This is a genomic window from Lysobacter enzymogenes, assembly GCF_017168095.1.
Lineage (GTDB): Bacteria > Pseudomonadota > Gammaproteobacteria > Xanthomonadales > Xanthomonadaceae > Lysobacter > Lysobacter enzymogenes_D.
This window is the reverse complement of record NZ_LXSD01000097.1, coordinates 1-990: the sequence shown is the minus strand read 5'-3', so window position 1 is coordinate 990 and position 990 is coordinate 1. Positions and strand designations below refer to the sequence as shown.

The following is a 990-nucleotide window of genomic DNA, read 5'->3' as shown; positions in this document are numbered from 1 at the left end:
GCTGAGCCTGCGCGGGTCGAGTCTGCGCGGGCTGCGCCGGCTTGGCGACAGCCGGCGCCGACGCGCGAGCAGCCGGCGCCCCGGCTTCGCGCGAGGTCACGCCGCGCAGCGCGGCGATCACCCGCCCGGTCGGTTCGCACAAGTCGATGTCGAGCTTGTTGCTGGCCTGACGGCGGTCGCGGCGGATCCACACCCACATCTGCTCGCTGCACGGTCCGTACAGTTCGATCTGGTCGAGCGCGAACAGCATCAGCGAACGCGGCGCGGCGCCGTCGGAAGGCTGTTCCTCGCGGCCGTCGCCGATCTCGAAGCCGATCGAGGCCTGCAGCGCGCTGTCGAGCAGGCTCGGATGCAGGTGGAAGCCGTCCTGCGCCGAGGCCGCGGCCGGCAGGCGGATCCGCGCCAGCAACTGGTCGGCGCCGACGAAGGCCTGCTCGATGCCGCGGTAGCTCTCGCCGTAGGCCAGGCCCATGAGGTCGAACACGCGGTAATAGTCGCTGCCGGCGACGGTGCGCAGATCGCAGCGCATGCGCACGGTGGCGACATCGACGAACGGCGCGCGCGCGACCGCGCCCAGGGCGATGCGGCCCTGGCAGTGCGGCACGTCGCTGCCGGCGCCGGTCAGGCGGAACGCGAACTCGGCGTCGGCGCCGTGCGCCGCGGCCTGCACCGGTTCCAGCGCGATGCGCAGGTCGACCGGTTCGGACACGGCCAGCGGCCGCAGCCAGACCACGTTGCGCAGTTGCCGCACGCGCTGGCCGGGCCGCGCCAGTTCGGCGGCGGCGCGCGCCATTTCCAGGCAGGCCGCGCCCGGCAGCATCGGCGCGCCCTGGACCACGTGGTCGCGCAGGAACGGTTCGCGCCCGCTCCAGCGGGTGGCGTAACGCGGGCCGTCGGCGCCGGGGTCGGCGGCGTGCACGAACGGATGCAGCGCGGCGCTGGAGACGGACGGCGCGGCGGCGCTGGCAGTCGCCACCGCATCGACGCGCG

General features: G+C 74.7%; 1 protein-coding gene. It reads right to left on the bottom strand.

The window, feature by feature from the left end; all coding sequences use genetic code 11:
* Positions 1-990 (bottom strand): polyketide synthase dehydratase domain-containing protein (locus A7A76_RS02750; protein ID WP_206409758.1); only part of this gene is annotated, 990 nt, incomplete at both ends.